Genomic DNA, 25,917 nt, shown 5'->3' with positions numbered 1-25,917 from the left:
ACACCCGGCGCCGACCCGGGCGCGTCAGGAGGCCGCTTCGCCCACGATCTGTCCCAGCCGGTCGGGATCGGTCACCGGGGCGTCGCACACGAAATGCCGGCACACATAGGCGGTGTCCCGGCCCTCGATCCGCAACCGGTCCGCCAGCAGCGGCAGTTCACCGCCGCCCTCGGGCCCGGCCGCGACGACGGCGCCGGGGGCCGTCCCGGTGAGCGCGGTGTGGTGCAGCCGCCCGCCGACCTCCCCGACCACGGCGATCTCGCGCGGCCCGTCGAGCAGCGCCTCGGCGACCGCCAGGCCGTTCCCGATGAAGCGGGGCACGCGCGGGCCGAGCGCCTTGACGACCCCCAACGCCCGCTCCGCGGCGGTGCGGTGCGGCTCGGAGCCGGTCTGGGCGGCGTACGACAGCAGGGCGCCCGCGGCCGCCGTCCAGCCGGACGGGGCGGCGTTGTCCGTCGGGTCCTGCGGGCGGCGGATCAGCCGCTCCGCGTCGACGGCGGTGTCGTAGAGCGCTCCGCTCTCCGCGTCCGTGAACCGGTCCAGTACGTGGTCGAGCAGGAACCCGGCGAACTCCAGCCAGACGCCCTCCCCGGTCACCGAGGCCAGCGCGAGGAAGCCCTCGGCGACATCGGCGTAGTCCTCCAGGACGCCCGCGTTCCGGCCGATGCGGCCGTCCTTGCTGGTGCGGGAGAGGCGGGCCTGCGGGTCCATGTGCAGGCGCACCAGGAGGTCGCCCGCGCACACGGCGGCGTCCACGAGGTCCTGCCGGCCGAAGTAGGCGCCGGTCTCGGCGAGCGCGGCGATCGCCAGACCGTTCCAGGCGGCGACGACCTTGTCGTCCCGGCCGGGGGCCGGGCGCTCGGCGCGGGCCGCGGTCAGCCGCCGCCGGATGTCCTCGATCCGCTCGGCTTCGAACACCTCGTCGCTCTGCGGGAGTTGGAGGACGGAGGCGCCCTCCTCGAAGGTGCCCTCCTCGGTGACCCCGAAGTAGCGGGCGGCGATCCGCCCGTCCTCCTCCCCCAGCACCTCGGTCAGCTGCGCGGGCGTCCACACGTAGTAGGCGCCCTCGACGTGCTCGCCGCTCGCCGGGTCCTCGCTGTCGGCGTCCAGCGCCGAGGCGAACCCGCCCTCGTTCGTGCGCAGTTCGCGGACCATGAAGTCGGCGGTCTCCAGGGCGGTCCGGCGGGCGGACTCCGAGCCGGTGGAGCGCCACAGATGCGCGTAGGCGCGGCACAGCAGCGCGTTGTCGTAGAGCATCTTCTCGAAGTGCGGCACGGTGAACTCGCGGTCCACGGAGTAGCGGGCGAAGCCGCCGCCGAGCTGGTCGTAGATCCCGCCGCGCGCCATCCGCTCACAGGTGTCCGCGGCCATCTGGAGCGCGCCCTCGGCGCCGGTGCGCGCGTGGTGGCGCAGCAGGAACTCGATGACCATGGACGGCGGGAACTTGGGCGCGCCGCCGAACCCGCCGTACGTGGCGTCGTACTCGCGCACGAGCCCGAGCAGCGCCTGCCCCAGCTCCTCCGCGCCGGGCACCTGCGTGTCTCCGTACGACAGTTCCCGCGCGGCGAGATCGGCGCTGATCTTCCCGGCGACCTCGTCGACCTCCCCGCGCCGCTCGGTCCAGGCGTCGCGCACCCCCTGGAGGACCTGGGAGAAGGAGGGCGAGCCGTGGCGCGGCTCGGGCGGGAAGTAGGTGCCGAAGTAGAACGGCTCGGCGTCCGGTGTCAGGAACACCGTCATGGGCCAGCCGCCGTGGCCGGTGGCGGCCTGCACGGCCTCCATGTAGACGGCGTCGACGTCGGGCCGCTCCTCACGGTCGACCTTCACGGCGACGAAGTGGTCGTTGACGAGGGCGGCGGTGGCGTCGTCCTCGAAGGACTCGTGCGCCATGACGTGGCACCAGTGGCAGCTGGAGTACCCGACGCTGAGCAGCACCGGCACCCCCCGCCGCTTCGCCTCCTCGAAGGCCTCGGCCGACCAGGGCCACCAGTCCACCGGGTTGTCGGCGTGCTGGAGGAGGTAGGGGGACGTCTCATGGGCCAGTCGGTTCGGCATGCCCCCCATCCTCGCGCATGCCCGTCACGGAGCCGTCTTTGATCGCAGGGACTCTCGCGCCGACACCCCATACGCAGGACACTTGACGCGGAACAGACGCGACCGGAGGGGGACCGAAGATGCGAGACAGCCATCGGGCGGAGGCCGAGCGGCTGTTGGCCCGGGCCGTGGAGGAGGAGGCACGGCGCTCGGGCGGGCGGACGGATGCCGGGGTGCTGCTGTCCCGGGCCAGGGGTGCGCTGGATGCCATGGAGCAGACGGCGGCCGAGGAGTACGCCGCGTACACCCGGGCGCTGGACGAGGCGGCGGCCGGACAGATGACGTTCGGGGAGCGGTTCGCCAAGCAGGGCGGGTCGACTCCTTTGCAGGTGGCGGGAGTCGGCGCCGTCACCGCGTGCGTGGCCGACCTGATCCTCGGCACCGGCACCGGGACCGCCATCGGGGTGGGCGCCGCCGTGGCCGTGCTCGGGGCCGCCGCGACCGTCGCGAAGGTGACCGCGTCGCACGTGCCCGCGGCCAGCCGCAGCGCCGGTGCCAGGAACCAGCCGGGTGGGCCCGAGCAGTTGCGGCTCCAGTGGCTGACCGCCCTGGAGGTGCGGGGCATCCGGCCCTTCCTGGACCAGCAGCGGGTGCTCGCCGCGTCCACCGGGTCGGTGGGCGCGAAGACGGTGGTGCCCGGCGGGCGCAGGCCCGACCGGAGCGCGGCGGCCCGGCGCAGAAGCGTGCTGGAGCAGTCCTTCGGCCAACTCCCGCAGCCGCAGGGGCCGTTCGCCGGGCGGCGGACGGCGATGGCGCGGATCGCGCAGTGGGTGCACGCGGCGCGGGCCAGCACCGAGACCCGGTCGACGGTGGTCGTGCTGCACGGGACGCCCGGTTCCGGCCGTACGACGCTCGCGGTGCGGGCCGCGCACGAGCTGCGCGACCAGTTCCGCGGGGCCTGTGTCGTGGATCTGCGCGGCGACCGGGCGGACGGCCCCGCGCTGTCGACCCGGGACGCGCTGCTGCATCTGCTGAACCGGCTCGGCGCCCCGCGCGAGCAGCTGCTGTTCCGTGAGCGCTCCACGCCGGAGCAGCAGGTCAAGCGGCTGAGCGAGCTGTACCACCAGCATCTGACGGGGCTTCCGGTGACGATCGTGCTCGACGACGCCGAGGACGCCCGGCAGGTGCGCACGCTCATTCCCGAGCGCTCCGACAGCCTGGTGATCGTCACCTCCCGGGAGCCGCTGGACCTCGGGGACGACGTCCCCGCCTGGGTGCACCAGCTGCCGGTGGAGGCGCTGGACGCGGCGGGCGCGGAGGAGCTGCTGCGGGAGTCGGCGGAGGACACCGGCGGCCCGTACGACGCCGAGTCCGCCGACGCCGTACGGGAGTTGTGCGGCGGGCTGCCGCTGGCGCTGCGCATCGCCGGGTCCGCGATCGGGCCGCGCTCGACCCGGCAGCTCGCCGCCGATCTGAGCGCGTACGGGCCCGTCGACCCGGTCGAGCGCGTGCTGTGGCTGCGCTACACCGACCAGTCCGACGCGGGCCGGCGGCTGCTGCGGCGGCTCGCGCTCGCGGGCCGGGCCTCGCTGGGCGCGGCCGCGGCGGCGGCCCTGCTGGCGACGGACGACACGGAGGCCACCCGGCATCTGACCGCGCTGGCCCGCGCCGGTCTCGTCGACCACGTCCGGGGCAGCCGCTACCGGCTGCACGACCTCGTCCGCGTCTTCGCGCAGGCCCGCCTCGCCGACGAGGAGGAGCCGCAGGAGCGCACGGCCGCCCAGGAGCGGCTGATCCAGAACTACGCGGAGCTGGCCGACTCGGTGATCCGCCTGGTCGACGGCAACATGTCGACGCGGGCCGGGCAGATGGGCCCGCACGGCTTCACGTCGCTGGACGCCGCGCTGCGCTGGCTGGACGACGAGTCGAGCTTCATCACGGCGGCGCTGCGGCACGCGGAGGGGGTCAACCAGGACGCGGTGCTCGGCCTGCTCGGCGCGCTGTGCGACTACTGCCTGCTGCGCGGCGACCTCTACCGTCTCGGCGAGATCAGCGAGCTGACGCAGGCCATCGACCAGGGCCTGCTCGTGCGATCGGTCCAGTGGCGCACCGGTATCGCGGCCCGCCAGCTCGGCGAGCTCGACAAGGCCCGCACCACGCTGTCGTCGGTGGTCGACCTGTACCGCGAGGCGCATCACCAGGCGGGCGAGGCGCGCGCGCTGTGCTCGCTCGGCATCACCCTGCACCACCAGGGCCAGCTCACCGAGGCCGCCGACCGGCTGCGGCAGGCCCTGGAGATGCAGACGACACCCGAGACGAAGGGCGACCGCGGCTGGACCCTGCACGCGCTCGCGGCCGTCGAGCGGGACCGCGCCCATGTCCGCGAGTCGCTGGCCCTGCTCACCGACGCCCTCGCCCTGCACCGGGAGAACGAGTCGCTGCACGGCGAGGCCTGGGCCCACTTCCAGCTCGGCCAGCTCTGCCTGCGGATGGGCGACGTGCCGCGCGCGGACGACGAGCTGCGGGCCGCGCTCGACCTGTACGGCCGCACCCGCGACGCCCGCGGCGAGGCCTGGGCGATGACCCAGCTGGCCCGCGCCCGGCTCGTCGAGGGCGACGCCTCGGTGGCGGTCGACGGGCTGCGCCAGGCGGCGTCCCGGCACCGGGACAACGAGGACGCGCGCGGCGAGGCCTGGACGTACTACTACCTGGGCCAGGCCCTGGAGGAGACCGGCAGCCTCGACCAGGCGGTCCGCGAGCTGGAGCGCTCGCGCACGATGTTCTCGCGGATGCGGGACGTGTACGGGCTCGCGTGCGCCCGGCACCACTCGGCGCGGGTCACCCGCGACCAGCGCGCCGTGCAGACCGGCTCGCTGCGCAACTCCGGCTTCGCCCGCCAGCTCCTCGTGGACGCCCGCGCCGACTTCCAGCGGATCGGCGTCGCGCACGGCGAGGGCTGGACGTGCCTGGAGCTGGCGGTCGTCGACGCGGGCAACGCCCGGCTCCAGCAGGCGATGACCCTGTGCGAGGAGGCGCGGGCACTCTTCGCCTCGTACGGCGACCGGCGCGGCGAGGACTGGGCGGTCTTCCTGCGCTGCACCCTGCTGCCCTACGCCTCGCCGGGCGGTTCCGAGGTCGGCACGGCGGTCGCGCAGGAGGAGCTGGGCCGGCTCGCCCGGGCCACGCACCCCACGCGCGACGGCAAGCTGGACGACTACGTGGAGGCGTACCAGCTGCTCCTGGAGCGGGGCGTGGACCTGGACACGGGCTGGCAGGCGTGGCGGCTCGGCATGGTCCCGAACCGGCATGCCCGGGACACGATGGGCGTGGTCATGACGACTCCGCAGTCCTGACGCGCGAGCGGTACTGGAGGTGCAGCACCCGGTCCCCCTGGACGACCACGTGCGGGTCGTCCAGGAGCCGCTCGCCGACGACGGAGCCGAAGAAGCGCCTTCCGGCGCCGAGGACGACCGGGGCGACGTCCATCGCCACCACGTCGACGAGGCCGAGGTCGAACGCCTGGCCGCCGATGTCGCCCGCGGTGACCGCGACGGACCGCGTCCCCGCCAGCTCCCGGGCCAGGGCGACGGCCTCGGGCACGTCGCGGGCGAAGTGGTAGTGGGACACCTCGGGGTACCAGTCGGCGGGGCGCGGCCGGTGCGAGACCACGACGACGTGCTCACCGGCGGGCGGCTTCGCGTCCCAGCCGTTGGTCAGGTCGAACAGGCGGCGTCCCATGACGATCACGCCGAGGCTGTCCCACACCGCGCGGGTGTAGTCGGCGGAGGCCTTGGACACCCGGAAACCGGCGTCGTCGACGATCGGCACCGTCCCGTTGCCGTACCAGTCGAAGAGGTGGCCGACGGAATCGTCGGCATCGGCGATGAAGCCGTCCACGGAGACGACCGCGTGCATCAGTACAGGGCTCATACCTGTACGACCGCGCGGGGGCGCGGAACTCATCGCGCGCCGACGACCCGTTCCACGACCCCGGCCTGCGAGGTCGCGAACGGGCCGTCGGGGTGCGTCAGGCCGAGGTGCGGCGGTCTTCCGCGGCCGCCGGCTCGGCCGCGCCGGCCTTCTCCTTGAAGTCGACCTTGCGCATGTGCTTGTTCATGGACTTCATCAGGCCCCACACGGCGAGGGCCATCACGGCGAAGACGATGAAGCCGAGCACACCCGGAGTCACCTTGTCCTCGTCGACCTCGGTCGCGGCCAGAGGGACGAGATGGGTCAATGCCAGATTCGCAATCACATCAGGCATTCTCGCGTACGCCCGCGAAGAGGTCGTCCTCGGGGAGGGAGGTGTCGACGAGCGACGTGGCGAGCTCGTACTCCTCGGTCGGCCAGACCTCCTTCTGGACCTCCATCGGAACCCGGAACCAGCCGCCGTCGGGGTCGATCTGCGTGGCGTGCGCGATCAGCGCCTTGTCGCGGATCTCATAGAAGTCGGCGCAGGGCACGTGCGTGGTGAGGTTCCGCTCGACCCGGTCGGACTCGTCCCAGCGCTTGAGCCAGTCCCCGTACGGCGACTCCATGCCGCGCGCGATCAGCGCGTCGTGCAGGGCCTGGGTGCGCGGGCGGTTGAAGCCCTGGTTGTAGTAGAGCTTCGACGGCTGGAAGACCGGGCCGAACTCCGCCTCGGGGTAGGCGACCGGGTCGTTCGCACCGTCGAAGGCCACCATCGTGATCTTGTGGGTCATGATGTGGTCGGGGTGCGGGTAGCCGCCGTTCTCGTCGTACGTGGTGACGACCTGAGGACGGAAGGCGCGGATCTGCCGGACCAGGCGGCCGGCCGCCGCGTCGACGTCCTCCAGCGCGAAGCAGCCCTCCGGCAGCGGCGGCAGCGGGTCGCCCTCGGGCAGTCCCGAGTCGACGAAGCCGAGCCACTCCTGCTTGACGCCGAGGATCTCGCGGGCCTCGTCCATCTCCTTCTTGCGCACCTCGTGGATGTGCTCCTCGATGTACGTGTCCCCCTGGAGCTTGGGGTTGAGGATGGAGCCGCGCTCGCCGCCCGTGCACGTGACGACCAGCACGTCCACCCCCTCGGACACATACTTGGCCATCGTGGCCGCGCCCTTCGACGACTCGTCGTCGGGGTGGGCGTGAACGGCCATCAGTCGCAGCTGCTCAGTCAAGACAAGATCCTCGGTGAGATAGGGCGCCCTGGTGTGATTCGGTGCAATGGGCGGCTTCTATAGTGACCGAACCGGGGGGCCGAAAATTCCGGTGTCCGCATCTTGACGGGCGAGGCGAGAGGAACTGGCTGATGAGCGCCGCGCAGCAGCAACTGCCCGAGGGCCGCTACAGCTCGCCGCGCAGCGCCGACGCCCGCGCCGACCGCAAGCTGCGCATCGCCGCGATCGTGCTGGGCACCCTGTTCGCCGCGATGATGGTCTGGTTCGGCTGGTACTACATCGCGGGCGGCAGCAAGTTCAGCGGTGAGGTCATCGCGTTCAAGACCTACGACGACAACGTCAAGGTCCATCTGGAGATCCGCAAGGACACCGGTACCTCCGGCTACTGCACGATCCGCTCCCAGGACGCGGACGGCTCCGAGGTGGGCCGCGCCGACTTCCGCTTCGACCAGAAGCAGGACCGGATCGACAAGGTCGTCACGCTCCGCACGTCCGGCGGCAGGGGAACGACGGCCGAACTGCTCGGCTGCCACGCCGACTGACCCCGACCGACCCCGGCCGCCACCGCCCCATCGTGGCTGACCTGCGTTGACGTAAAACTGATGCCTTATGTCCTCCCCCTTTGGCCGGTGAATTGTTAGGCTCGTGGTTTCGCCCACTCGAGAGGGAACATCCTTCTGGGTAGGGCGATGCTTTGTATCCCAGTACCTACGAGGAGCGACCTGTGACCCAGACCAGCGAAGACGTCACCTGGCTGACGCAGGAGGCGTACACCAAGCTCAAGGACGAGCTGGCTCACCTGTCTGGTCCCGCGCGCGAGGAAGTCACGCAGAAGATCGCGGCGGCGCGCGAGGAGGGCGACCTGCGCGAGAACGGCGGGTACCACGCGGCCAAGGAGGAGCAGGGCAAGCAGGAGCTCCGCATCCGCCAGCTGACCCAGCTCCTTGAGAAGGCCAAGGTCGGCGAGGCCCCGGCCGCCACCGGCGTCGTCGCGCCGGGCATGGTCGTCACCATCGCCTTCGACGGCGACGAGGACGACACCCTCGAGTTCCTGCTCGCCTCCCGCGAGTACGCGAGCTCCGACATCGAGACGTACTCGCCGCAGTCGCCGCTGGGCACGGGCGTGAACGGCAAGAAGGTCGGCGAGGACGCCGAGTACGAGCTGCCGAACGGCAAGCTGGCCTCGGTCCGCATCCTCAAGGCGGAGCCGTACAGCGGCTGACGCCCCCCTGTCGTACGGGAAGGCCCCCGGAGCGTGCTCGCTCCGGGGGCCTTCCCGTGTCCGGGTGCGGGCCGGTCAGCCGGCCGCCTTGCGGTACTTGCGGACGGCGAGGGTGCGGAACACCAGGATGATCAGCACGGACCAGATCAGGGAGGCCCACACGGGGTGCTCCATGGGCCAGGCGCCGGTCACCGACTTGGGGACGCCGGGGATCGTGTTGCCGAACAGCTCGCGGGCCGCCGCCACCGTGGCACTGAACGGGTTCCACTCCGCGATGTACTGGAGGAACTTCGGCATGCCGTTGACCGGCACGAACGCGTTCGAGATGAAGGTCAGCGGGAAGAGCCAGATGAGGCCGCCCGAGGTCGCCGCCTCGGGGGTCCGCACGGACAGGCCGATCAGGGCGCCGATCCAGGTGAACGCGTAGCCGAGCAGCAGGAGCAGGCCGAAGCCGGCGAGGACCTTGCCGATGTTCTCGTGGGTGCGCCAGCCGACGAGCAGGGCGACGGCGGCGAGGACGGCGAGCGTCACGGCCGTCTGCACGAGGTCGGCGAGGGTGCGCCCGGTGAGCACCGCTCCGCGCGCCATGGGCAGCGAGCGGAACCGGTCGATGAGGCCCTTGTGCATGTCGTCGGCGATGCCCGCGCCCGCACCGGCCGTGGCGAAGGTGACGGTCTGGGCGAAGATGCCCGCCATCAGGAATTCCTTGTAGGCACTGGGGCTGGTGCCCGCGCCCGGGATGGAGATCGAGCCGCCGAAGACGTACGTGAACAGCACCACGAACATCACCGGCTGGATGATCCCGAAGAGGATCATCTCGGGGATCCGGGTCATCCGGATCAGATTGCGCTTGGCGACGACCAGGGAGTCCCGGACGGACTGGCCGATGCCGCCCGCCGCGCGCGGGGCGCGGACGCTTTCGGTGACGGCACTCATCAGCTGGTCTCCTGTTCGTCCTGCTCCGCCGCTTCCGCGAGGTGGCCGGTCAGCGAGATGAAGACGTCGTCGAGGGTGGGGCGGCGCAGGGCGATGTCGTCGATCTCGATGCCCCGCGCGTCGAGGTCGCGGATCACCTCGGCGAGCAGCTTGGCGCCGCCGGTGACCGGGACGGTGAGCTTGCGGGTGTGCTCGGCGACGCTGGTCTCGCCCTTGCCGAAGCCGGCGAGGATCTCCCGGGCGGCGGCGATGTGCTCGGGCTCGTGCACGACGACCTCGACGCGCTCGCCGCCGGTCTGCGCCTTGAGCTGGTCGGAGGTGCCGCGGGCGATGACGCGGCCGTGGTCGACGACACAGATGTCGTGCGCGAGGTGGTCGGCCTCTTCGAGGTACTGGGTGGTGAGCAGCAGGGTGGTGCCGCCGGCCACCAGCTCCTGGATGACCTCCCACAGCTGCTGGCGGTTGCGCGGGTCGAGTCCGGTGGTCGGCTCGTCCATGAACATCACCGGCGGGGAGACGACGAGCGCTGCCGCGAGGTCGAGGCGGCGGCGCATGCCTCCGGAGTACGTCTTGGAGGGGCGGTCGGCGGCGTCCGCGAGATTGAACCGCTCAAGGAGCTCGGCCGCCCGGGCCTTCGCCTCCTTGGCCCGCATCTGGTAGAGCTGGCCGACCATCTGGAGGTTCTCGCGGCCGGTCAGGTACTCGTCGACCGCGGCGAACTGGCCGGACAGGCCGATCGAGCGGCGGACCTCGTTCGGATTCTTCAGGACGTCGATGCCCGCGACGACCGCCCTGCCGCTGTCCGGCGTCAGCAGCGTGGTCAGGCAGCGCACCGCCGTGGTCTTACCCGCTCCGTTCGGCCCGAGCAGGCCGAGGACCGTGCCTTCCGGCACGTCCAGATCGACCCCGTCGAGAGCCCGGACATCGCCGAAGGTCTTCACCAGACCTTCGGCATAGATGGCGCCTGGCATGTGGTTCCCCCAGATTCGTACGTCCCGATACGTACTGAAATTGTAAATTTGCCGGGACATGCATGCCCGGCGAAGCGTGACGAGGGGCACACGCTATCGCGATGTATCGCGTATCGGCAATGGATTTACACGGACTTCCCCGTGACCGTGTATCCCGCGCCGCTCAGCGCCGCCTCGACCGCGGCGCAGTGCGCGGGCCCCTTCATCTCCAGGTGCAGCTCCACCTCGGCCTCGGTCAGCCCGAGCCGCGGATCGGTGCGGACGTGGCCCACGTCCAGGACGTTGGCGTCGGCCACCGACAGCACCCCGAGGAGCGTGGCCAGGGCGCCGGGGCGGTCGGTCAGGCGCAGCCGCAGCGAGAGGTAGCGGCCTGCCGCGGCCATGCCGTGGGTGAGGACGCGCTGCATCAGCAGCGGGTCGACGTTGCCGCCGGACAGCAGCGCGACCACCGGGCCCTCGAAGCCGGCGGGATCGGCGAGCAGCGCCGCGACCGGGCTCGCGCCGGCCGGTTCGACGACCATCTTGGCGCGCTCCAGGCAGAGCAGCAGGGCGCTGGAGAGCTGGTCCTCGGTCACCGTACGGACCTCGTCGACCAGGTCGGCGACCAGCCGGAACGGGATGTCGCCGGGCCGCCCCACCTTGATGCCGTCGGCCATCGTCGCCGGGGCGTCGATCGCCACCGGCCGCCCGGCCGCCAGCGAGGGCGGGTACGCGGCCGCGCCGGCCGCCTGCACCCCGATCACCCGTACCTCGGGGCGCAGCGCCTTCACGGCGACCGCGAGACCGGCCGCCAGGCCCCCGCCGCCGATCCCGACGACGATCGTGCGCGCCTCCGGGCACTGCTCCAGGATCTCCAGGCCGAGCGTGCCCTGCCCGGCCACGATGTCCGGGTGGTCGAAGGGGTGGATGAAGACGGCGCCGGTCCGCTCGGCGTACTCCTGGGCGGCGGCCAGCGTCTCGTCCACCACCTGGCCGTGCAGCCGCACCTCAGCCCCGTAGTCGCGGGTCGCGGCGACCTTGGGCAGGGGCGCGCCGACCGGCATGAACACCGTGGAGCGCACGCCGAGGAGCGAGGAGGCGAGGGCCACCCCCTGTGCGTGGTTGCCCGCGCTCGCCGCCACCACTCCGGCGGCCCGCTCCTCGGGCAGCAGCCCGGCGATCCGCACGTAGGCGCCGCGCAGCTTGAAGGAACCGGTCCGCTGGAGGTTCTCGCACTTGAGATGGACCGGAGATCCCACCAGTTGGGAGAGGTGGTGACTGTGCGCCATCGTTGTCACCCGGGACACCCCGGAGAGCATTTTCTGCGCACCGCGTACGTCGTCCAGAGTGACCGCGGCCGGGAAAGGCAAGGAGTCAGACGCGCTGTAGCTCATGACGGAAGTCTCGCAGCTCACGCCGCAGGTGACCCGGGATGTTCACGCTGCGAGACCGGATTGCGCACGGCCGGTACGGCCAGCGCTTTCGCCGCGTACTCTGTGGGCCAATCTCGTCATTGAGAAATTGAGTGCAATCCACCACCCACGCATGAAGTGAGCCCCCGGCCATGCCCACACCACAGGAAACGATGGACATGTCGACCGCCGGCGACACCGGCCTCCTCGAAACGCTGCAGCACGAGGTGGCGGTCTTCGCCCGTCGCGCCGAACAGACCCGGCTCGGCGGGGTCGGGCAGGTGCGCAATTCCATGGACCGAGCCGCGTATCTGCTGCTCAACCGCCTCGACAAAGAAGGTCCGATGGGCGTCAAGGCGCTCGCGGCGAGCATGGGGATCGATTCCTCCACGGTGACCCGCCAGGTCGCCCCGCTCGTCGACACCGGTCTCGTGAAGCGCACGTCGCATCCCGAGGACGGCCGGGCCGTCGTGCTCCAGCTCTCCCCACGCGGTCTCGCCCGCCTCGACGAAGTCCGTACGTCGAGGCAGGAATTGATGGCGCAATTGACGCAGGACTGGGAGCCGCAGGAGCGCGAACAGTTCTGCGCGCTCCTCACGCGCTTCAACACGGCCCTCTCGGCGCGCCAGTCGGGCCAGGCCGTTCCGCCCGCCGAGTCCTGAGGGTCCCCGGGGCGTGTCGTGAAAAGCCCCCGGACATCCGCACTGCCGCGGCTCCCGCCTCTTGACCGGGGGGCCGCGGCAGGCCTCATATGAAGGGTGCGCGATCGGCAGGCGTCCCGGGATGCCCGCCGGGCCCGCGAGTTCGAGGCGTTCGTCGCGGGCGCGGCCGGGCGGCTGCTCCATGCCGCGACGCTGCTGACCGCCGAGCCCCATGACGACAATCCCCGCGCGCGCAGACTCCTCACGGCCTCCCTCGCCCGGACGTATGCCTCCTGGGACCGTCTTCGGGGGGAGGATCCCTACGACTGCGCCCGCAAGGACCTGGCCGTCCGCTTCGCGCGCGGCACCTGGCCGCCCCGGCCCCGGCACCGCAGGCCGGACGGTGTCCTGCGGCACCTGTCGCCGCAGGAACGGCTGATTCTCGTTCTCCGGCTGTTCGAAGGGGTCGGCGAGGAGCAGGTGGCGGCGCTGCTCGGCCTTCCCATGGAGCGGGTCCGTGCCGTGCACACCCGCGCGATGGGCCTGGTGCTGCATCCGCCGCGCGGACCGGCGTCCGTGACGCCGCTGCCGAAGGCGGCCTCGACATGAGCCTCGACGACCGCAAGTCGGCGTCGGTGCGCGCCGTGCTCGACTCCGCCGCACCGCCCGCGGTCCCCGCCGAGCTGTGCGCGGAGGCGATGCGCCGGGGCACCCGGACGCTGCGCCGGCGGCGGACCGTCCGGCGGGTGCTGTGGTGCGTGCTGGCCGTGGCGGTGGTCGCGTTCCTGGTGTGGGCGACCATGACCCGGCCGTGGGTGGAGCCGCCGTCGGAGACGACTCCACCGCTGACGGGCTGGTGAGCCCGAGCCCGTACCGCCTGTACGGCGTGGCCGGGTGAGCCCGAGCCCGTACGGCGTGGCTTGGTGAGCCTGCTCAGCCCTCCAGGGCCTGCTTGAGGTCGGCGAGGAGGTCGTCCACCGACTCGATGCCGACCGAGAGCCGGACCAGGTCGGCGGGGACCTCCAGGGCCGACCCGGCGACCGAGGCGTGCGTCATCCGGCCCGGGTGCTCGATGAGCGACTCGACGCCGCCCAGGGACTCGCCGAGGGTGAACAGCTTGGCGCGGTTGCAGACCTCGACGGCCGCCGCCTCGCCGCCCTCGACCTGGAACGACACCATGCCGCCGAACGCCTTCATCTGCTTCGCGGCGATCTCGTGGCCCGGGTGGTCGGGCAGGCCCGGGTAGAGGACCTTGGTGACGCGGGGGTGGCGGCCGAGCATCTCGGCGACCCGGGTGGCGTTCTCACTGTGCCGGTCCATGCGGACGGGGAGCGTCTTGATGCCGCGCAGCACCAGCCAGGAGTCGAAGGGCCCGGCGACCGCGCCCATCGCGTTCTGGTGGTAGGCCAGCTCCTCGCCCAGCGCCTCGTCGCTCACGACCAGGGCGCCGCCGACCACGTCGGAGTGGCCGCCCATGTACTTGGTCATGGAGTGCACGACGACGTCCGCGCCGAGCGCCAGCGGCTGCTGGAGGTAGGGGCTGGCGAAGGTGTTGTCGACGACGAGGCGGGCGCCCGCGTCCCGGGCGACCTGGGCGACGGCGGCGATGTCCGTGATGCCGAGCAGCGGGTTCGACGGGGTCTCGACCCAGATGACCTTCGTCTTCGGCGTGAGCGCGGCCCGGACGGCCGCCGCGTCGCTGGTGTCGGCGACGGACCACTCGACGCCCCAGCGCGAGACGACCTTCGCGAACAGACGGAACGTGCCGCCGTACGCGTCGTTCGGGATGACCACGTGGTCCCCCGGGCTGAGCAGCGTACGCAGCAGGCAGTCCTCGGCGGCCAGGCCCGACGCGAAGGCGAGGCCGCGACGGCCGCCCTCCAGCGCGGCGAGGTTCTCCTCCAGGGCGGTACGGGTGGGGTTGGCGCTGCGGCTGTACTCGTAGCCGCCGCGCAGACCGCCCACGCCGTCCTGCTTGTACGTGGAGACCTGGTAGATCGGCGGGACCACGGCGCCGGTGACGGGGTCGGCCGTGTTCCCGGCGTGGATGGCGGTGGTCTCGAAGCCGCGGTGGGCTTCGCTCTGGCTGTGCGTGTCGCTCATGTGCCCCGAGAGTAGTGCGCCGGAGAGCCGTCGCCGCCTCGGTTAGCTTTGAAGCATGGGAATTCTCTGGGGGCTGATGGCCGTGCTGATGATCGCCTGGGTGGTGATGCTGCGCAGGCGCGGCGGCATCCGTCAGGTGGCACCGGGGTCGCCGGACGCCGCCGATCCGGCGGACTACGGGTTCATGCGACAGGAGGACCTGGACGTCCGGCTGCCCGGGCCCGACCAGGATCTGCTCGACGTGATGTCCGTCGTCCAGCGCAATCAGGATTTCACGGCCGCTTCGCAATTGCTGGCCGGGACCGGCCGGGAGACCGAGGCGCGGTGGGAGCGGGTGCAGGCGATCGCCGGTGCCGCCGCCCTCGAAGCGCAGGCGACGCCGCGGCTCGGCGCCGGGTGGCTGCACGCCTGGCGCTCGCAGCAGCCCAAGGACGCGGGCGGGGCACAGGTGTTCGCCGAGTTCCTGGTGCAGCAGGCGTGGCGGGGCGGCGGCACCGAGGACGAGCAGCGGATCATCCTGGAGGAGGCGCGCGGCGCCTGTGAGCAGGCCGCGCTGCTCGCGCCGGGTGACCCGGTCCCGCACATCACGCATCTCGCGGTGGCCCGCGGGCTCGGTTACTCCCAGCCGGAGTTCGAGCAGGTCTGGCTGAAGATCCTGGACACCGCGCCCGGGCACATGGGGGCGCACCTGGCCGGCCTGCGCTACTGGTGCGAGAAGTGGCACGGCTCGCGCGAGCAGGCGTTCGCCTTCGCCGAGGCCGCCGCCGCCCGCGCCCCGCGCGGCTCGCTGCTGGCCGCGCTGCCGCTCTTCGCGCTGTACGAGCACATGCCCGATGTGAATCTGGTGCGCGGCTTCTACGAGAGCGAGGTCGTCTCCAAGGCCCTGCACGGCGCCCTGTTCGCGGTGCACGCGGCGCGGCCCGACGACCCGATGCTCGCGCACGTACGGCATCTGCTGGTGTTCTTCCTGGTGCGCAGCGAGCGCTGGTCGGAGGCGATGCAGCAGCTGGTGCGGGTCGACGGGCACGTGGGCGCCGTGCCGTGGACGGCGGAGGCCGATCCGGCGGCGTCGTACGCCGTGTACCGGGCGCTGGCGGTGGCCGGTTACGAGGCGAACGGGGGCAGCCCGGCGACCCTGTCGGCCTGACGCCGGAATCGCGGGCCGCGCCCCGGTTGTTGTCGGGGGTGACGTCGACACCGGGAGGCAGCACCCCATGGCACTCTTCGGCCGGACCCCGGTCCTGCCCACCCCCGAGCAGGCCCTGCGCGGCCGCTCCGAGCCCGAATTCACGGTCCCGGAGCGGCACACGGTCCTCGGCACCCCGCTGCTGGGCCCGTATCCGGACGGCTTGGCGGTCGCCGACTTCGCGCTCGGCTGCTTCTGGGGCGCCGAGCGCGTCTTCTGGCGGACACCGGGCGTGTGGACGACGCTCGTCGGCTACCAGGGCGGCCACACCGAGAACCCGTCGTACGACGAGGTCGGCTCGGGCCTAACGGGGCACGCGGAGGCGGTACGGGTGATCTACGACCCGTCCGTCGTCCCGTACGGCGAACTCCTGAAGCTCTTCTGGGAGAACCACGACCCGACCCAGGGCTTCCGCCAGGGCACCGACGTGGGCACCCAGTACCGCTCCTCGGTCTACACCCACTCCCCCGCGCAGGCCGCCGCCGCGGAGGCCTCCCGCGCGGCGTACCAGCAGGTCCTGACCGGTTCGGGCCACGGCACGATCACGACGGCGATCCTCCCGTCGGACACCCGCCCCTTCTATCCGGCTGAGCCGGAGCACCAGCAGTACCTGGAGAAGAATCCGGGCGGGTACTGCGGGGGTGGGGGGACGGGGGTTTCGTGTCCGGTGGGGGTCGCACCGGCTCCGGAACTGGGCTGAGCGAGATTCAATAGTTGAGCCGTCTATATCAGGTCATGCCTGATGCGTAACCGGACTTGCATGGCGCCCCTTGGGCATCACTGCGGCTCTAGCTTTTCCCGCATGGGCAGAAACAGTCAGGGAGCCTCCACGGCGGAAGGTCACTACGACATCCGCCGTGGAGCAGCCGCTTACGCACCCATCGTGGGAGCTTTCGGGGCGCTTGCCATTCCTACCGTCACCGTTCTCTTCACCTCCAACAAGCACAAGGGCTCGGAGACATTGGTCGCCCTGGCCTGCGGCCTGCTGGTGGTGGCCACCATAGGAAGCCTCACCGGTTCCATGGGCCTGGCCGCCATCGGCGCGGAAAAGGACAACACGGCCAACCTCCCGGCAGCCGTCCTGTACACGGCGGTCCCGGTCGCGATCGCCACCGTCTCGGTTCTCGCGTCGTTCGAGGTCCTCGCCGCCATCTACCTGAAGGACGAGAAAGGCCTCTTCGCGATCACCACAGGTGCGGGCGGACTCGCGGCCACATTCTTCGTCTCATTCGCCGTGGCGGACAGTTGGCAGTCGGGGCCGGCGGACGAGGACATCAGGAGGGAGTGGGTGCTGGAGCAGTGGATCGACAGCAAGGAGACCGCTTACCGGAAAGTCGATCGCATCACTGTCGCCAGCGGTCTGCCCGTGCTGGTGGGAGTGATCCTGCGCCTGTGCGGAATCCATGGATCCTTCACCTCGACCGGCGTGAATTGGCTCGTCGGGGCCGGCCTGTTCCTTTGTGTGGCCGGGACGTTCGCCGGAATCCAACGCACGAAGCACGCCACGCACGACTCGGAACAGAAGGGGATCGAAGCGTGGGAAGGCTACCTGGCCCCCATGGTCGTCGGGCTCTACACGCTGGCTCTCCTGACCTTTCTCCCCTAGCGCTCCAGCTGTAGATAGCGACCATCATGTACGGCACGTCGGTTATCACCCATAGTGCCTGGCGAGTAATCGCGCCTGGTAAGGGGCAGCACCATATGTGGTCACTCGACGTCGATGCCGAAATCGCGTACGAGTTCTTCCAGGCCTCCCGTGTAGCCCTTGCCGCCGAGGACGAAGTCCCAGTCGCCGTTGGGCCGGTGGCGGAACGAGCCGAGGACGAGGGCGGTCTCTCCTGGTCGGCCGTCGGAGACTTCAAGCCGCCCCAGTTCCGTCAGCGCCGGGTCCAGGAGCCGGATGCCGGCGTTCGTGAACCCTGAGAGGTCCGCGTCCGGGTTGGTCTCCGGATCGACTGCGGCCACCAGGACGAACCGGTCGGCAGCGGCGGGCAGCCCGTCGAAGGAGACGCAGATGGCGGCCTTGTCGGGTGCGGTGGCGGGAAGTGCGCGCACGGAGCCGTCCGGAGTCTGCGGGTTGTTGAAGAACACGAAGTGGTCGTCGCTGAGCACCCGGTTGCCCTGGCAGACAAGGGCACAGACGTCGAGGCGGACGTCTCCGGTCCAGGACATGCCCAGGACGTTGTAGTCGTCGGGAAGCCGGAGGTCGGGAACCGTCGCCGTGGAATTCGCCGATGCGGGCGAGGCGTCACCGCCCAGGCGTCCGCGCAGCCCGTGCCGGTGGAGCAGGTCGACGAGTTCCGTCCCAGAGATCAGCTCCAAGGGTTTCCCGTTGGCGAACGTGTGTGAGCCCGGGCCGAACTTCGACGTCGTGACGAGGACGCCCTTGTTGGCGCCGGCGTCCTGGACCGTCCCGTACAGATCGCGCACCGCGGTGGGCGGCACGGTGTTGCGGTAGCGCTTCACCTGAACGACGATCTTGCCGCCTCTGATGGGCGCCGGGTCCAGTGCGTCGACGTCCACGCCACCGTCGTTGGAGCGCTGAGTGGTGACCGCTTGCATCCCCATGGCACGGAACAGCTCAGCCACCAGGTCTTCGAACGCGATCGGATCCATTGAGTACAGATCCGGATCGTCGTCCGTGCCATGGGTGACGACGCGATTCCCGATGTCCTGCGGCAAGCGGCCCGGGCGCACCGGCGTCAGTTGGTCCGGGCGGACCGAAAGCTGTCCGCGCAGCGCGTCAGCCAGGCAGCTGAGGGGATCCACCTGCTCGATGTGCAGCCCGCGGAAGGTCACGCCGGGCGCCATCACGGTCGCCAGATAGATACGCCCGCGTCTTCCCGTCGCGGGGTCGTGCCCGTCCACGAAACCGTTCAGGGTCACGGACTCGATCACGCCGGACTCGTCGGCAGCGAAGACGTCGTGCAGCACGAGCAGTACGCACTGAGCCAGGACCTCGCGATAGACCGAACGTCGCTGACCGACCGGACGTGCTGTCTCCTTCTCCTGGTCCGTACTGGACAGGTATCGGACGGCCTTGGCCTCGGGGACGATGTCGTAGCCGGGGAGTTCCCAGTCGAGAACCAACTGCCCTGCCGCCGCGTCATAGGCCGCGGCAACCTGGCGGGGAAACCCTTCCGGCCACGCGGTCGACGCGTAGAGCGCCGCCGAGAAGTACTCGACCACAGCATCGGGATCGCGTCGGCGCACTCCCTCTGTCAGCTCGGCGATCCCCGTGTTGTGGCGCCGGGTGTCGGCCAGTTGGGCATCCGCCCAATGCTCGTACTCCCTTTGATAGGCGGCAAGTTGTTGGAGTCGCTGCGCCTCAGCGGCCTGGGCCGCGTGCCAGTCCCGTTCGAAGCGTGCCCTCGCCTCGGCCTGGGCCTGAGCTCTGCGGCCGGCCGTCCAGCCGCCCTGTGCCTGGTAATGGTCGCTGACCGGCATGGACACAGGCTGCCCCAGCCGACCCGGCGCGAAGGGAGCGATCTGTTCCGGGCGCAGCAGCGACGACGCGCTGAAGGCAGGGGTCCGGCACCCGCTGGCGAGAAGGTTCTGGAGCACGGTGATCTGGGCGTCCAGTTCCTCGGTGCGGCGCGCCGCCTCGGCCTGTCGGTACTCGCGGTAGCTCTGGGCGGCCCGCCGCTGATGGGCGCGCGCCTGCTGCTCTTCGAGGCGCTGCCGCCGGGCCTCGGTCTCCACCTGACGCTGCTGCTGCCTCTGCATCTCGGCCCAAGCACCGACCATGCCACCAGAACGACGACTCATGTTCCGCATGCCCTCCCCAAGGCGCTCTGGTTGTCCCCACAACCAGTTGTACCGAGCGACTTTATCCGGCTGGGCGGGGCAGCCCGGCTGGTTCAGAGCGAGTCAATGAACGCGCGCCAGGCGGTGCCGGTGAGGGTGACGACCGGCCCGCCGGGGTTCTTGCTGTCGCGGACCGGGACGATGCCGGGGACTCCGTCGGCTACCTCGACGCATTCGCCGCCGCTGCCGTTGCTGTACGTGGATTTGCGCCAGCGGGCAGCGCCGGGAAAGTCGCGGGCAGCCTCTACGCAGTTGCCGCCGTCTCCATTGCTGTAGCTGCTCCTGACCCAGAGCGCGTCACCCAAGTCGGTCCGGCTGCTCACCATTTCGGTATTCCTCTGCCGCTGCCTTGATCATGGCCAGGGACGTGTCCGGGGACTGCCCGACGGCCCTGAGCCGATCGTAAGCCTTGCGGTACTGCTTCACGAGGGCCGGATCGTCGATGGTGGCGCCGCTGTAGGACGCCTCCGTATAGACCAGCGGCGGTGCGTCCGGGAACGCCATGACCATGATGGATGCCAGCGCGAGAGGGTGCGCCCCGCTCTTCCGCAGCACTAGTTGCGGAACGATGCGATGCCGTTCGGCCAACTCGGCGATCCGATGCAACTGCTCGACCATCTCGCTCGGCGGGATGACCGGTTCGGTCAGCAGACGCTCGTGCAGAATCACCCAATACTCGGGGGTGTGGTGATCGTCGTCGAAGAGACGGGCGCGCGCGAGGCGGGCCGTGACCTTCTCCTCGGCCCAGTCGTCGGCCGCCATCGGGTGGGCCATCCTGACTTGAGCCCGCGCGTACGGCGCAAGTTGCAGCAGACCGGGGATCGCGGTGGGACACCACTCCTCGATGACCTCCGCGTGCCGCTCCGCCTCTAGCACCTTCTCGAAGTACGCGGCATGCGGGCCGAGCCGCGCCTTGCGCACATCTTCACAGTTGCGCTCGAAGTACCCGTCCGTGCGCAGCACTTGGTCGGCGTGCCGGGCCAGGTCCAGCGGCATTCGGCGCTGCCCGCGCTCGATGTCGCTGAGGTACGTCTTGCCGTAGAAACTCCCCCGCACCAGGTCCTCCAGGGAGAGCCCGGCGGCCTCGCGTTTCCAGCGCAGCTCCTTGCCGTAGAAGGTCGGAACGCTCATGGAGCCGTCGATGTCCCTGCGCCGCGCCATCGTTCACCGTCCGGGTGACAGGCGTCCGCAGCCCGGTCTGCGGACGCGAAATCCCTTTTACGGTACGCGGGTCGGCGTCAAGGTGTGAGCGGTTCGTCACACAGAGCACGCGACACACGGCACAGGAAGGCGTCCGCCCATGACCGGCCCCCACTCGCCCCGCCCCACGAGGATCGACCTGCTGGCCACCCCGAAAGCGGTACCAGAGTTGCGGCACCGGCTGCGCGGTCACGGGTTCGAAGTGCAGCTCTGCGTCAGCGAGTTGGTGACGAACGTGATCGACCATCTCGGGGAGGGGACACCCCTGACCGTGCTCGTCCGGGGCGGGGGCGACGGCCGTACGCGGGTCGAGGTCACCGACCCCGACCCGCGGGCGCTGCCCGTTCTCCTCCACGCGGTGCCCGACGACGAGTCCGGGCGCGGGCTGGCGCTGGTCGGCGCGGTCGCCGTGCGCTGGGGCGTACGGCAAGGGGTGCACGACAAGACGGTGTGGTGCGAGGTCGCCGAGGATCCCGGCGACGGAAAATCGCTGGTTCCGCGCGCCGCGCCGCCACATTCTGAACGCCATGACCAGCGCACCGCGCCATGAGATCCGCGCCGCCCACACTCCGTCCACGGTCACCGTCTACCAGGCGTACGCGCCCGAGATCGGCCTCCCCGCCGCCCGCGACGGGCGCTTCCCCGCTCTCTGGAAGCGGGACCGGATGACGTGGATCAAGCCGTCGTTCCTGTGGATGATGTACCGCTGCGGCTGGGCGGAGAAGCCGGGGCAGGAGGTCGTGCTCGCCGTGGAGATCTCGCGGGAGGGGTTCGAGTGGGCGCTGCGGCATGCGTGCCTGTCGAGCTACACGCGCTCCGTTCACAGTGATCAGGCCGCGTGGAAGAGGGAGTTGAGGCGGTCGCCGGCGCGGGTGCAGTGGGATCCCGAGCGGGATCTGTCGCTGCAACCGCTGGCCCACCGGTCGTTGCAGCTCGGACTGTCCGGCGAGGCCGTGCGGCTGTACGCGGACGAGTGGACGGTGGGGATCAGCGATGTGACGGCGCTCGCGCGGGAGGTGCGGGCCGCCGTGCGTGACGGCGACCGGGAACGGGCTGCCCGCCTGCTTCCCGCCGAACGGCCGTACCCGGTCGCCGGGTTGGAGCTCGGGCACCTCGTGCCCTGACTTCCGTCTCAGCCCGCCGCAGCCGCGAACACGCGCGGCTCGCAGGACATACGGCCTCGGCCGTGACAGCTCCGCACGGCTCTGCCTGCGCCTTTGCCACGCCTTCGCTGATTGTTCTACTATGACGCTAACAAGTAGCGAACATCAGCGGACGGAGTCACCATGAAGCCCTCCCCAGCTCCCCGGGCCCTCTTCGCCGGGCTGCCGTTCGCCGTGGCCGCGCTCGTCACCACCGCTGTCCACACCGCACTGCGCGACCGGCTCCCCGACCCCATGGCCACGCACTTCCCGGGCTCCGGGCCGCCCGACGGGTTCTCGTCGCCCCGGAGTTTCCTGGTCGTGGGCCTGCTGGTGCTCATCGGGACCGGGGTGCTGTTCGTCGTCGCCGCGGTCTGGCAGCGGCTGGGCGGCGCGCGGTCGACCGTCGTGCTCGGCTGGGGCACGGCGGGGCTGCTGGGGTCGGTCTCGGTCTCCGTGCTGCGGGTGAACGCCGCTGTCGGCGATGCGCGTGACGTCCGTATGCCCTGGTGGCACCTGGCCGTGGCGGCCGCGGTCGCCGTCGTCGTGGGCGGGGTCGGGTGGCTGCTCACCCGGGGCTGGCCCCGCGCGGGGGCGGTGGGCGACGCGACGGGCGGCACCTCGCTGGCGCTGCGCGAGGGCGAGCGGGCGGTCTGGGTGCGGCAGGCCGGGTCGTGGCCCCTCGCGCTGATCGGGGCGGTGCTGATCGCGGCCGGGCTCGTGGCCACCGTCCTGGGCGGCTGGTGGGGCCTGGTGCTCGCGGTCGCGGGCGTGGCCTCCCTGGCGTTCGGCCGGGTCCAGGTGACCGTCGGGCCGGGCGGGCTCGTCGTGGCGCAGAGCGGGCTGCCGTGGCCGCGGGTCCGGATCCCGCTGGAGCAGGTCGAGAGCGCGTCGCGGCGTACGATCAGCCCTCTCGGCGACTTCGGCGGCTGGGGGTACCGGATCCGGCCGGGCGCGACGGGAGTGGTCCTGCGGGCGGGCGAGGCCCTGGTCGTACGACGGACGGGCGGACGCGAGTTCGCCGTCACCGTCGACGACGCCGGCACCGCGGCCGCCCTGCTCAACTCGCTCGTCGCACGAAAGGACGGCCCATGCTGATCCGTGTGGACCCCGCCTGCGCCACCCCCCTCGGCGACCAGATCGCGGCGCAGGTGCGCCGCGCCGTCGCCGACGGGGACGTGGCCCCGGGAGAACGGCTGCCGTCGGCCCGCGCGCTCGCCGACTCGCTGGGCGTCAACCTCCACACCGTGCTCCGGGGCTACCAGCGGCTGCGCGACGAAGGCGTCATCGAGCTGCGGCGCGGGCGGGGCGCCGTGGTCCTCGGCGGGGCCGCGACCGCGGGACGGGCCCGGCTGACGGAGAAGGTACGGGCACTGGTGTCGGAGGGGCGGCGGCTCGGGCTGAGCGACGAGGAGATCGTGGGGCTGGTGCGGGGCGGGCTCACGTCCTGAGCGCTGGCATCCTCCGGGCCGGCCGGGTCGAACCGGGCCGTGCCGGGCCGGGCCGTGCCGCGCCTCCGGCACTCTCGCGGCCCCCGTCACGCGGACCCGGCGTCCCGCATCTTCGCCGCCGTGTCCGCGGCGTCGTACCCCTTCGGTACACCGTCCAAGAGGACCAGCTCTCCGGGGATGTGGTCCGTGCGCAGCGGCAGGATCTCCCGGTAGGCGTCGGACGCGTACCACTCGTGGGCGCGGTCCAGGTCCGGGAACTCGACGATGACCAGGTCGCCGAGGCGCTCCCCCTCCACCCACTCGCCGGGCTTGCCGTGCGACAGGAACCGGCCGCCGAACGGCTCGAACGTTCCCTGCACGCGCTCGATGTACTCCAGGACGTCGGGGTGCACGGGCTGGGTGGGGCGCAGTACGGCGACGACGTAGGCGGTCATGAGCGAGCCCTCCTCGGGTCCGGTCGGATAGGGGGATCCTGCCGGAGCCCGAGGAGGGCGTCGATTACCTCTCAGGTCATGATGGGGAGCCCCTCAGGCCATGAGAGGTGGTTCGGCCGCGGGCTCAGATGGTGGCCGTGTCGATCACGAAGCGGTACCGCACGTCGGAGTTGATGACGCGCTCGTACGCCTCGTTGATCTGGCTCGCCTCGATCAGCTCGATCTCGGCGCCCAGGTTGTGCTCGGCGCAGAAGTCGAGCATCTCCTGGGTCTCGGCGATGCCGCCGATCGCGGAGCCGGCGAGCACCTTGTTGCCGCCGATCAGCGAGAACAGGTTGAGCGAGATCGGCTCCTCGGGGGCGCCGACGTTCACCAGGGCGCCGTTCGTCTTCAGCAGGCTCAGGTACGCGCCGAAGTTCAGCGGGGCGGACACGGTGGAGAGGATGACGTCGAAGGAGCCGGCCAGGTCCTTGAAGGTCTGCTCGTCGCTGGTCGCGTAGTAGTGGTCGGCGCCCAGCTTCAGGCCGTCGTCCTTCTTGCGCAGCGACTGCGACAGGACGGTCACCTCGGCGCCCATGGCGTGCGCCAGCTTGACGGCCATGTGGCCGAGGCCGCCCAGGCCGATCACCGCGACCTTGCGGCCCGGAGCGGCGCCCCAGCGCTTGAGCGGGGAGTACGTGGTGATGCCCGCGCAGAGCAGCGGCGCGGCCACGTCGAGCGACAGGCCGTCCGGGATGCGCAGGGTGAAGGCCTCGTCGACGACGACCTTCTGCGAGTAGCCGCCGTAGGTGGGCTCGCCGTCGTGGCCGACGGCGTTGTAGGTGCCGACGTTGCCCCGCAGGCAGTGCTGCTCGTTCCCGGCGAGGCAGTTCTCGCACTCGCGGCAGGAGTCGACCATGCAGCCGACGCCGACGCGGTCGCCGACCTTGAACTTGGTGACACCGGAGCCCACGGCCTCGACGACACCGGCGATCTCGTGCCCGGGGACCATCGGGAAGATGGCCTCACCCCAGCCCTCACGGGCCTGGTGAATGTCGGAGTGGCAGATTCCGGCGAACTTGATGTCGATCAGAACGTCGTGCTCGCGCACGTCACGGCGCTCGATGGTGGTGCGCTCCAGCGGGGCCTTCGAGCTGGGCGCGGCGTAGGCGGCAACTGTGGTGGTCATGGATTCCAGCCTGCCCGAGACGGCCCCCTGCTGCGACATCTGCGCAGGTCACCCCTTTGCGTACGACCAGTGGTCCTACTACTGACGGGGTCAGGCTCACTGTCGTACGACCGGGAATACTGGACAGCATGGACGACAACCCGACCCTGGACCGCCGCGCCGAGCTCAGCGAGTTCCTGCGCACCCGGCGGGCCCGGCTCAAGCCCGAGGACGTGGGGCTCTCGGCGGCCGGGCGGCACCGGCGGGTCCCGGGGCTGCGCCGCGAGGAGCTGGCCCAGCTCGCCGGGGTCTCGGTCGCGTACTACACGCGCCTGGAGCAGGGGAACGGGCGCAATGTGTCGGCCGAGGTGCTCGACGCGATCGCGCGCGCCCTCCAGCTGAGCGACACCGAGCACGCGCACCTGGTCCATCTGGCGAAGCCGACGCAGGCCCGCCGCAAGCAGCGGGCGCCGCGGCGGCAGCAGCAGGTGCGGCCGTCGCTGCGGCACCTTCTGGAGAACCTGGAGGGTGTGCCCGCGTACATCGGCGGGGCGCGCTCGGACATCCTCGCCTGGAACCGGATGGCGGCGGCGCTCTTCGGCGACTGGGGTGCGCTGGCGCCGGCCGAGCGGAACTGGGCGCGGCTGACGTTTCTCGACCCCGCCTACCGTGAGCTGTTCCTCGACTGGGAGTCGAAGGCGTCGGACATGGTCAGCTATCTGCGGCTGTACGCGGGGCGCAACCCGGACGATCCGGAGCTGTCGGCGCTCGTGGGTGAACTCTCCGTCAAGAGCGAGAAGTTCAGGAAGCTGTGGGCCACGCACGATGTGAAGGAGAAGGGGCACGGGGTGAAGCGGATGCGGCATCCGCTGGTCGGTGAGCTGTCTCTGTCGTACGAGACGCTGCATCTGCCGGACGACGACGGGCAGTTCTTGTCCGTGTACCACGCCGAGCCGGGGACCTCGTCGGCCGAGGCCCTTCGCTTGCTGGCCAGCTGGGGTGCCGACGCCACGACGGCGCCCCGCTAGGTTTCCGGGCGTTCTCGGGCGGCCCGCGCCCCTGGGTCGTTCGCTCGCCCGCGGCCCGGTGGGGGCTGGTCGCGCAGTTCCCCGCG

At 71.2% G+C, this 25,917-nt stretch carries 27 protein-coding genes; 14 read left to right on the top strand and 13 right to left on the bottom strand.

The window, feature by feature from the left end; translation table 11 throughout:
- Nucleotides 1-24 precede the first annotated feature (24 nt).
- On the bottom strand, nucleotides 25-2,055 hold the full coding sequence (locus ABII15_RS24510; protein WP_353944447.1) for a thioredoxin domain-containing protein: 2,031 nt from the start codon (nucleotides 2,053-2,055) through the stop codon (nucleotides 25-27).
- A gap of 119 nt (nucleotides 2,056-2,174) precedes the next feature.
- Between ABII15_RS24510 and ABII15_RS24505 the strand changes: the two genes are divergently transcribed.
- Nucleotides 2,175-5,387, top strand: a complete 3,213-nt coding sequence (locus tag ABII15_RS24505; protein ID WP_353944446.1) for a tetratricopeptide repeat protein — start codon at nucleotides 2,175-2,177, stop codon at nucleotides 5,385-5,387.
- Here ABII15_RS24505 and ABII15_RS24500 read toward each other — a convergent pair.
- The 3 genes from ABII15_RS24500 to mca form a co-directional block, all read right to left on the bottom strand.
- Entirely contained in the window at nucleotides 5,365-5,964 is a 600-nt protein-coding gene (locus ABII15_RS24500; protein ID WP_353944445.1) for a dihydrofolate reductase family protein, read from the bottom strand. The genes ABII15_RS24505 and ABII15_RS24500 overlap by 23 nt on opposite strands.
- 97 nt (nucleotides 5,965-6,061) lie before the next feature.
- On the bottom strand, nucleotides 6,062-6,298 hold the full coding sequence (locus ABII15_RS24495; protein WP_353944444.1) for a hypothetical protein: 237 nt from the start codon (nucleotides 6,296-6,298) through the stop codon (nucleotides 6,062-6,064).
- Nucleotides 6,291-7,172 (bottom strand): mycothiol conjugate amidase Mca, encoded by an 882-nt coding sequence (mca, locus tag ABII15_RS24490; protein WP_353944443.1) that lies wholly within the window; start codon nucleotides 7,170-7,172, stop codon nucleotides 6,291-6,293. The genes ABII15_RS24495 and mca overlap by 8 nt, the downstream gene beginning before the upstream one ends.
- A 131-nt stretch (nucleotides 7,173-7,303) precedes the next feature.
- Between mca and ABII15_RS24485 the strand changes: the two genes are divergently transcribed.
- Together ABII15_RS24485 and greA are read left to right on the top strand one after the other, a co-directional pair.
- The gene (locus ABII15_RS24485) at nucleotides 7,304-7,714 is read left to right on the top strand and encodes a DUF4307 domain-containing protein (protein ID WP_353944442.1); all 411 of its coding nucleotides are present in this window, start codon (nucleotides 7,304-7,306) and stop codon (nucleotides 7,712-7,714) included.
- Between the two features lie 182 nt (nucleotides 7,715-7,896).
- On the top strand, nucleotides 7,897-8,394 hold the full coding sequence (gene greA, locus ABII15_RS24480) for a transcription elongation factor GreA (RefSeq protein WP_353944441.1): 498 nt from the start codon (nucleotides 7,897-7,899) through the stop codon (nucleotides 8,392-8,394).
- Between the two features lie 75 nt (nucleotides 8,395-8,469).
- Here the strand turns inward: greA and ABII15_RS24475 are convergent, their stop codons facing one another.
- The 3 genes from ABII15_RS24475 to ilvA form a co-directional block, all read right to left on the bottom strand.
- Nucleotides 8,470-9,330: an ABC transporter permease gene (locus ABII15_RS24475; protein WP_353944440.1), complete on the bottom strand. Its 861-nt coding sequence runs from the start codon at nucleotides 9,328-9,330 to the stop codon at nucleotides 8,470-8,472.
- A complete protein-coding gene (locus ABII15_RS24470) occupies nucleotides 9,330-10,301 on the bottom strand; it encodes an ATP-binding cassette domain-containing protein (RefSeq protein WP_353944439.1) in 972 nt (323 codons plus the stop codon). Before ABII15_RS24470 ends, ABII15_RS24475 begins: the two co-directional genes overlap by 1 nt.
- A 125-nt stretch (nucleotides 10,302-10,426) precedes the next feature.
- Entirely contained in the window at nucleotides 10,427-11,674 is a 1,248-nt protein-coding gene (ilvA, locus tag ABII15_RS24465; RefSeq protein WP_353944438.1) for a threonine ammonia-lyase, read from the bottom strand.
- A 191-nt stretch (nucleotides 11,675-11,865) separates the two neighbouring features.
- Between ilvA and ABII15_RS24460 the strand changes: the two genes are divergently transcribed.
- The 3 genes from ABII15_RS24460 (at nucleotide 11,866) to ABII15_RS24450 (ending at nucleotide 13,193) form a co-directional block, all read left to right on the top strand.
- Nucleotides 11,866-12,354 carry a MarR family transcriptional regulator gene (locus ABII15_RS24460; protein WP_353947180.1) on the top strand — a complete coding sequence of 163 codons (489 nt, stop codon included), beginning with the start codon at nucleotides 11,866-11,868 and terminating at the stop codon, nucleotides 12,352-12,354.
- 96 nt (nucleotides 12,355-12,450) lie between these two features.
- Entirely contained in the window at nucleotides 12,451-12,942 is a 492-nt protein-coding gene (locus ABII15_RS24455) for a sigma factor-like helix-turn-helix DNA-binding protein (protein ID WP_353944437.1), read from the top strand.
- Nucleotides 12,939-13,193, top strand: coding sequence for a hypothetical protein (locus ABII15_RS24450; RefSeq protein WP_353944436.1), 255 nt, complete (start codon nucleotides 12,939-12,941; stop codon nucleotides 13,191-13,193). The genes ABII15_RS24455 and ABII15_RS24450 overlap by 4 nt, the downstream gene beginning before the upstream one ends.
- 73 nt (nucleotides 13,194-13,266) lie before the next feature.
- Here the strand turns inward: ABII15_RS24450 and ABII15_RS24445 are convergent, their stop codons facing one another.
- Nucleotides 13,267-14,436, bottom strand: a complete 1,170-nt coding sequence (locus tag ABII15_RS24445; protein ID WP_353944435.1) for a cystathionine gamma-synthase — start codon at nucleotides 14,434-14,436, stop codon at nucleotides 13,267-13,269.
- 55 nt (nucleotides 14,437-14,491) lie between these two features.
- Here ABII15_RS24445 and ABII15_RS24440 point away from each other — a divergent pair, with 55 nt between their 5' ends.
- The 3 genes from ABII15_RS24440 to ABII15_RS24430 all read left to right on the top strand — a co-directional run bounded on the left by ABII15_RS24440 (nucleotide 14,492) and on the right by ABII15_RS24430 (nucleotide 17,228).
- Entirely contained in the window at nucleotides 14,492-15,583 is a 1,092-nt protein-coding gene (locus ABII15_RS24440) for a hypothetical protein (protein ID WP_353944434.1), read from the top strand.
- Between the two features lie 67 nt (nucleotides 15,584-15,650).
- Entirely contained in the window at nucleotides 15,651-16,322 is a 672-nt protein-coding gene (msrA, locus tag ABII15_RS24435; protein WP_353944433.1) for a peptide-methionine (S)-S-oxide reductase MsrA, read from the top strand.
- A gap of 102 nt (nucleotides 16,323-16,424) precedes the next feature.
- On the top strand, nucleotides 16,425-17,228 hold the full coding sequence (locus tag ABII15_RS24430; protein ID WP_353944432.1) for a hypothetical protein: 804 nt from the start codon (nucleotides 16,425-16,427) through the stop codon (nucleotides 17,226-17,228).
- Between the two features lie 101 nt (nucleotides 17,229-17,329).
- On the opposite strand, the gene ABII15_RS24425 is transcribed toward ABII15_RS24430, so the two are convergent.
- From ABII15_RS24425 to ABII15_RS24415, 3 genes are all read right to left on the bottom strand, one after another.
- Complete coding sequence (locus ABII15_RS24425; protein ID WP_353944431.1) at nucleotides 17,330-19,390, bottom strand: restriction endonuclease; 2,061 nt, start codon at nucleotides 19,388-19,390, stop codon at nucleotides 17,330-17,332.
- Nucleotides 19,391-19,482: 92 nt separating this feature from the next.
- The gene (locus tag ABII15_RS24420; protein ID WP_353944430.1) at nucleotides 19,483-19,755 is read right to left on the bottom strand and encodes a DUF397 domain-containing protein; all 273 of its coding nucleotides are present in this window, start codon (nucleotides 19,753-19,755) and stop codon (nucleotides 19,483-19,485) included.
- Entirely contained in the window at nucleotides 19,727-20,590 is an 864-nt protein-coding gene (locus ABII15_RS24415; protein WP_353944429.1) for a helix-turn-helix transcriptional regulator, read from the bottom strand. Before ABII15_RS24415 ends, ABII15_RS24420 begins: the two co-directional genes overlap by 29 nt.
- Nucleotides 20,591-20,729: 139 nt before the next feature.
- On the opposite strand from ABII15_RS24415, the gene ABII15_RS24410 reads away from it, so the two are divergent.
- From ABII15_RS24410 to ABII15_RS24395, 4 genes are all read left to right on the top strand, one after another.
- A complete protein-coding gene (locus ABII15_RS24410) occupies nucleotides 20,730-21,179 on the top strand; it encodes an ATP-binding protein (RefSeq protein WP_353944428.1) in 450 nt (149 codons plus the stop codon).
- On the top strand, nucleotides 21,157-21,753 hold the full coding sequence (locus tag ABII15_RS24405; protein WP_353944427.1) for a DUF4291 domain-containing protein: 597 nt from the start codon (nucleotides 21,157-21,159) through the stop codon (nucleotides 21,751-21,753). The genes ABII15_RS24410 and ABII15_RS24405 overlap by 23 nt, the downstream gene beginning before the upstream one ends.
- A 162-nt stretch (nucleotides 21,754-21,915) precedes the next feature.
- The gene (locus ABII15_RS24400) at nucleotides 21,916-22,869 is read left to right on the top strand and encodes a DUF1648 domain-containing protein (protein ID WP_353944426.1); all 954 of its coding nucleotides are present in this window, start codon (nucleotides 21,916-21,918) and stop codon (nucleotides 22,867-22,869) included.
- Nucleotides 22,863-23,222: a GntR family transcriptional regulator gene (locus tag ABII15_RS24395; RefSeq protein WP_353944425.1), complete on the top strand. Its 360-nt coding sequence runs from the start codon at nucleotides 22,863-22,865 to the stop codon at nucleotides 23,220-23,222. Before ABII15_RS24400 ends, ABII15_RS24395 begins: the two co-directional genes overlap by 7 nt.
- Before the next feature lie 86 nt (nucleotides 23,223-23,308).
- On the opposite strand, the gene ABII15_RS24390 is transcribed toward ABII15_RS24395, so the two are convergent.
- Both ABII15_RS24390 and ABII15_RS24385 read right to left on the bottom strand, forming a co-directional pair.
- Entirely contained in the window at nucleotides 23,309-23,656 is a 348-nt protein-coding gene (locus ABII15_RS24390) for a DUF1330 domain-containing protein (RefSeq protein WP_353944424.1), read from the bottom strand.
- Between the two features lie 124 nt (nucleotides 23,657-23,780).
- On the bottom strand, nucleotides 23,781-24,824 hold the full coding sequence (locus ABII15_RS24385) for an NAD(P)-dependent alcohol dehydrogenase (protein ID WP_353944423.1): 1,044 nt from the start codon (nucleotides 24,822-24,824) through the stop codon (nucleotides 23,781-23,783).
- Between the two features lie 128 nt (nucleotides 24,825-24,952).
- Between ABII15_RS24385 and ABII15_RS24380 the strand changes: the two genes are divergently transcribed.
- Complete coding sequence (locus ABII15_RS24380) at nucleotides 24,953-25,831, top strand: helix-turn-helix transcriptional regulator (protein WP_353944422.1); 879 nt, start codon at nucleotides 24,953-24,955, stop codon at nucleotides 25,829-25,831.
- The last annotated feature ends 86 nt before the right edge of the window (nucleotides 25,832-25,917 follow it).

This window comes from Streptomyces sp. HUAS MG91 (assembly GCF_040529335.1).
Classification (GTDB): Bacteria; Actinomycetota; Actinomycetes; order Streptomycetales; family Streptomycetaceae; genus Streptomyces; species Streptomyces tabacisoli.
Note: the sequence above shows the minus strand (reverse complement) of the source record. Positions and strands in the feature narration are given on the sequence as shown.